Here is a 6,000-nt window from a genome sequence, read left to right on the forward strand (position 1 = left end):
CTGGTCAGCCGCAAGGGCGCGGTCGCGGTGATCTCGTCGGAGACCGCGATCGCGCCGATCGCCCAGGCCATCGCCGGCGGCACCGCGCGGCTCGAGGCCAAGGGCACGGTCACCACCGTCTACACCGCCGGCCGCCTGCTGCCGACGCGCGCCGCGGAGCTGCACCTGATCGCCACGGTCGAGCCCACGCCCGGCGTCGCCAACCCGGCGCGGCGCGAGCGCCACGAGCTGCACATGCGCACGCGCGTGCTGCCGCGCTGATCGATCGCGCGGAGCGGTCGTGCGGACCGGTCGCGTCGGCGCGCACGCACCTGGGCGCGGCCGACGTCGCGCCGCGCCACGGCCCCGCCCGAGGCGTGGCTTTACCCCGCCCGGGGCTCGTGCCAGAGTCACGCACGTGCCGATGTCGAACCAGAACCACGACGCGAGCGTCCGCGGTGCCGTCGGGGCGGCGCCATGAGCGGCTACGACCTCGGCAGCGGGTTCATCGTCCCGGGCGCCGCCGCCGACGCGGCCGCCGCGGTGTCGTACCTGCGCTCGCCGCTGGCGATCCGGGTCCGCGCGACCAACGTCCTCGAGGCCGGCCTGCTCGGTGAGCTCCGCCACTTCCGCGTCGATCGCGGGCGGATCGAGGCCGTCGCTGATCGAGTGATCGCGGTGACGCGCGCCAACCATCCGACCCTGCGCATCCCGGCCCACGGGCGCCTGGTGCGGTTCCGGGCCGGTAACCTCGATCGCGTCGCCGCGATGGTCGAGGCCGCGGGCGCCGGCGCGATCGCCGCCGAGGCGCTGATCGATCTGATCGTCGTCAGCGTCTTGCTCGACGCCGACGCCGGCGACGCGTGGCGCTACCGCGAGGACGCCACCGGCGAGCTCCTGGCGCGGGCGGAGGGCGTCGCGGTCGCCAGCCTGCGCGCGTTCGAGGCCGGCCTGTTCTCGGCCGACGCGCTCTTGCCGCTCCGCGTCGACGCGGCGGCGCTGCGCGGCCTCGACGACGACGACCTCGCGCGCGCGCTCCAGGCCGGCCCCGACAACCCGCTGGTGGGGCTGGCCGGCCGCGCCGGCCTCCTGCGACGGCTGGGCGAGGTCATCGACGACAACCCCGCCATGTTCCCGAACGGCCGCCCGAGCGGGCTGCTCACGTCGATCCGCGCCCGCGGGCCCGAGGTCCGCGCCGCCGATCTGCTCGGCGATCTCCTCGAGGGCCTCGGCCCGATCTGGCCCGGCCGCATCGAGCTCGGTGGCGTCAACCTCGGCGACTGCTGGCGTCACCCGCCGCCGGCGGCGCCGGCATGTCGAGCGGCCTGGTGCCGTTCCACAAGCTGTCGCAGTGGCTCGCCTACTCGCTGTTCGAGCCGTTCGAGCTGGGCGGCGTCAAGGTCGTGCAGCACGGCGCCATGACCGGCCTGCCCGAGCACCGCAACGGCGGCCTGCTGCTCGACCTCGGCGTGCTCGTCCCGCGCTACGACGCCATCACCCAGGGCACCCGCTACCGCGTCGACGACGAGGTCGTCGTCGAGTGGCGCGCGCTCACCGTCGCGCTGCTCGACTGGGTCGCCGACGCGGTCCGCGAGCGCCTGCAGGTCTCGCCCGATCAGATGCCGCTGGCCAGCGTCCTCGAGGGCGGCACCTGGTACGCCGGGCGCCAGGTCGCGCGCGAGCGCCGCGCCGGCGGCGGCTCGCCCATCGCCGTCGACAGCGACGGCACCGTGTTCTGACCGCGCCGCGGACGCGGCCGAGCGTTCGGGCGGCGGCACCGCTCGGCGTACGCCGGGCGGCGGGTCCAGCCAGCGCCGGCGCGCGCCGGCGGCGGCTCGCCCATCGCCGGCGACAGTCGACGGCACCGGTTCATGGCCTGCACGCTCGACCTCGCGATGCAGGAGCCGTGACCGCTTGCTCTTCTTCGATCGCGCCACCTGCCGCCGGTCGGTCCGCGACCGCTGCGCCGATGGCGCCGCGTGCGGTGGCGCCCGACGCCGGCCCGCCGCGGCCGACGAAGGCGTAGACTGGGGAGGTGGCCGATCGGGACTCCACCGAGCCCGCCCCAGGCACGTCACCGTTCTCGACCGCGCAGGTCGACGCGGCCGTCGATCAGTTGCGCGACGGCGACGCGACGGCGACCGCGACGATGACCTCGCCGCCGCCGGGCCCGCGCCGACGTCGGCTGCCGCGGATGGATCGCGGCACGGTGATCGGCCGCTACGTCGTGATCGATCTGCTGGGCCAGGGCGGGATGGGCGACGTCTACGCCGCCTACGATCCCGAGCTCGATCGTCGGGTCGCGCTGAAGCTGGTGCGCGACCTCACCGGGCAGGGCCGCGAGCGGTTGATCGCCGAGGCCAAGGCCATGGCCCGCGTGTCGCACCCCAACGTGTGCGCGGTCCACGACGCCGGCCGCTTCGCCGAGGGCGTCTTCATCGCCATGGAGCTGGTCGACGGTCAGACCCTCACCGAATGGCGACGCACGCCGCGCAGCTGGCGCGAGATCGTGACGGTGTTCGCCGCCGCAGGCGCTGGGCTGTGCGCCGCCCACGCCGCCGGCATCGTCCACCGCGACTTCGCCGGGCAACGTCATGATCGCCCGCGACGGGCGCGTGCGCGTGCTCGACTTCGGCGTGGCCCGGGTCGGCGCGATGGTCGTGGCGCCAGACCCCGCGACGCCCGGCAGCGAGCCCGACCCCGACGCGGACGCCAGCCCGCGGATCCTCGCCAGCCGGGCCATGGGCACGCCGTCGTACATGGCGCCCGAGCAGCGGCGTCCCGGCGTCCACGACGCCCGCGTCGATCAGTACGCGTTCGCGGTGGCGCTGTACGAGGCGCTGTACGGCCTGAGCGGCCGTTCGCCGGCGACCACGCCGACGAGATCGCGGACAACGCGCTCGCCTACCGGGTGCGGCCGCCGCCGCGTGAGCGCGACGTGCCGGCGTGGCTCCGGCGGCCGCTGCTCAGGCGCTGCAACCCGAGCCCGGCGATCGCTTCCCGGCGCTGCAGGCGCTGCTGGTCGAGGTGGCCCGCGACCCGGCGCTGCGGCGGCGACGCGCGCGCTGGGCGCCGTGGTGGTTGGGCTCCGGCGCGCTCGCGCTGGTCCGCCTGACCCGCCGCGCCGCCCCGGTGCCGCCGTCTGCCGCGGCAATCGACGCGCCGCGCTGGAGCTGTGGACCGACGCGGCGCGGGCGCCGGGTGGCGACGGCGTTCCGCGCCACCGGGCGGCCCGCCGTCGACGGCTGGACCGCCCGGGTCGCCGACGAGCTGCAGCGCCGCGCCCGCGCGCTGGGCGCGAGCCGGGTCGCGGCGTGCGAGGCGTCGAGCGTGCGCCACGAGCAGTCGCCCGAGCTGCTCGATCGCCGGATGACGTGCCTCGACCGGCGCGGCGCCGAGCTGGCGGCGCTGGTGGCGCGGCTGGGCGGCGCCCGACGCGGCGTTGATGGATCGCGCTCGACGCCGTCGCGCGCCTGCCGCCGATCGACGCCTGCGCCGACGCCGAGGCGCTGGTGTCGGCGGTGCCGCGGCCGACCGACCCGGCGCGCCAGCGCGATCTGGCGAAGCCGCCGGGCCGCGGGGTGGCCGCGGCCCGCGCCGGAGCTGCGCCGCCGACGCCCGCCACACCCGCGCGCTGGCGCGCGCCGGCGTCGAGCTCGCCGAACGCGCGGGCTGGAGCGTGCTGGTCGCCGAGGCCCCTGGTCACCGACGTCGATGCCGCGCTGATCGCCGGCGACTACGCCGGCCTCGACGACGAGGTGTTCCGCGCCGCGCGGCTCGCGACCGAGGCCCGCGCCGAGCCCGCCGCGGCCGCGGCGTGGATCGCCGGCGTCAGGGTGCGCTGGCGGCGCTGGGGCGGCCGCAGGAGGCGCTGGCGATCGCGCCCCGCCGACGCCGCGCTGGCGCGGCGGACCGGCCAGGCCGCAGCCGGCGGCGCTGCTCGAGGCCGAGGCCGCGGCGCTCGAGGCCACCGGCGACTTCGCCGCCGCGATGGCGCGCGACGATCAGGCCTCGCGCTGCGCACCGCCGCCACTGGCGCCGACGCCCCACTGCCGGTGGGTGACGTGCTCAACCACCTAAGGCGACCCTGGCCTCGCGGCAAGGCGACCACGCCGGCGCCGAGGGCTGCATCGCCGCGTGCTCGCGCTGCGCACGCGCCTGCTCGGCGCCGACCATCCCGACGTCGCGTCCTCCTCGACAACCCTCGGGCGGTCATCTGCCACCAGGGCCGGTTCTCGACGAGGCCGCCGCGCGCTCACCAGCAGGCGTTGCGCGTGCGGCTGGCCACGCTCGGACCCGATCACGAGGACGTCGGCACCTCGCTCAACAACCTCGGCGGCGTCTACCTCGATCGCGGCGAGCTGGCGGCGCCGCCGAAGATCACTTCGCCGGGCCCTCGCCACCTGGGCGCGCGTGTTCGGTCAAGAGCACCCGGCGCTGGCCATCCCGCTCGGCAACCTCGGCGACGTCGCGCTGGCGCGCGGCGACGACGCGCACGCGCTCGACCTGTGCCGCCGCGCCTACGCCGTCGAGCGAAGGCCTCCGGCGCGCTCGCCTCGCCCGAGCTCGCCTACAGCCCTACCTGCGAGGGCGAGGCGCTCACCGCCGCCGGGCAGCCGCCGCCGCGATCGACGTCCTCGCGCGCGCCTCGAGCTGCGCGAGGCCGCCGCCGTCGACGCCGCCGAGCTCGCGCACCGCCTCGCGCTGGCGATCGCGCTCGACGCGCGCGCGGCCTCGATCGCCCGCGGTCGTGCGGCTCGCCCAAGCCGCCCGCGACGCGTTCACCGGTCCGCCGCGGCGCTGCGGCGCGCGCGGCCGAGGCGCTGGTGCGGGACGGTGAGTCGACCCGCCGCATCCCGGATCGAGCGCGCGCGCCCTCGGCGGCACCGCCGGCACCGGCGCGCCATCGAGCGGACCCGCGTAGAGCGACCGCCACCCTCCCTGCGGGCGCGAGCGCGGACGCCGTCCACGCGCGGCGGCTCGGGCGTCATGACCGTGGCCGCGCTCGCCGCTCGCTCCTCGACGCGGCCGAACACACCGCGCGCGCGTACCTCGGCCGCCCCGACAGCGCGCTGGCGCACCACTACCTGGCCCGGGTCCTCACCGCCCCGCGGCGACGTCGGTGGCCGCGCGCGGCTCCGCGCCTGGCCTCCAATTTGCCGCACCCGGAAGGCGCCTACGCCGCCCGCCTGTCGTCCACCACCGCCGAGTCCTCGCCGTTCCGCTGACCGCGCGTACGTGCCTGCGGCGGCGGGCGCCGAGCGCCGCCGTCGTGCACCTGGATCTCGATCGCCACCTCTCCGCGCGCGACGCGCGCACCGATGCGCCACGTCATCGCGCGCGCGCAAGGCAGGCGACTATCTCCGAGCGTCGCGTGTCGGATAGCTAATGATCTTGAATTGTTGGGAGGGCTCGCCGGGTCTTGGTCGGATCTCGGGGGGGGAGATTATGGAGCACCATCAGATCGTGGTACCGACGGGTGGTGCGCCGCATCCCCGCGTTCAAGCGCGACGGAGCGGACGGCTTGAGCGCGCCGAACCACCCGACCCAGCCCGGCCGCCCGACGATTCGCGCCCGACCGCGTGGCCGGCGCAGCCGATCGCCTTCGCGGCGGCCGTCGTCCAGCGTAGCTACCAGCTGTGGCTGCTGACCAAGGCGCGGTTCAGCCCGACCGAGCGGCAGCGCCTGTTCAGCCTGACGATCCTGATCGGCGGCGTGTGCGGCCTGGTCGCTGGTGGCGTTTCACCGCATCCGCTGGGTCGAGTCGTCACGATCGAGCCGGCGTTCGAGGCCAACGGCGACATCTGGATCGCGTGGGCGATCGCGGTGCCGACGCTCGGCGCGGTGTCGGTGATGCTCTGCCACCTGCCGGGCGCGCGCGGCAGCGGCGTGCCCTAGGTCAAGGTCGCCTTACGCCAGCGGAACGGTCATGAAGCTGCGTTTGAAGCTGCGCGACTCAGTCACAACAGTTCGTGATCGGCACGATCCAGATCGGCACCGGCTCGTCGCTCGGGCGCGAGG

General features: G+C 76.5%; 3 protein-coding genes and 1 pseudogene. All 4 read left to right on the forward strand.

The genetic code is table 11. The features are described from left to right. Positions 1-456 precede the first annotated feature (456 nt). The 4 genes and pseudogenes from IPL61_29065 to IPL61_29080 all read left to right on the forward strand — a co-directional run bounded on the left by IPL61_29065 (position 457) and on the right by IPL61_29080 (position 5,877). Positions 457-1,718 (forward strand): annotated as a pseudogene (locus IPL61_29065) (DUF1688 family protein). A gap of 296 nt (positions 1,719-2,014) precedes the next feature. Then, the gene (locus IPL61_29070) at positions 2,015-3,094 is read left to right on the forward strand and encodes a protein kinase (protein ID MBK9035260.1); all 1,080 of its coding nucleotides are present in this window, start codon (positions 2,015-2,017) and stop codon (positions 3,092-3,094) included. A gap of 1,022 nt (positions 3,095-4,116) precedes the next feature. Continuing rightward, the gene (locus IPL61_29075; GenBank protein ID MBK9035261.1) at positions 4,117-5,364 is read left to right on the forward strand and encodes a tetratricopeptide repeat protein; all 1,248 of its coding nucleotides are present in this window, start codon (positions 4,117-4,119) and stop codon (positions 5,362-5,364) included. Positions 5,365-5,367: 3 nt separating this feature from the next. Continuing rightward, a complete protein-coding gene (locus tag IPL61_29080; GenBank protein ID MBK9035262.1) occupies positions 5,368-5,877 on the forward strand; it encodes a hypothetical protein in 510 nt (169 codons plus the stop codon). Positions 5,878-6,000 lie beyond the last annotated feature (123 nt).

It is taken from the genome of Myxococcales bacterium, from assembly GCA_016717005.1.
Taxonomy (GTDB): domain Bacteria; phylum Myxococcota_A; class Polyangia; order Haliangiales; family Haliangiaceae; genus UBA2376.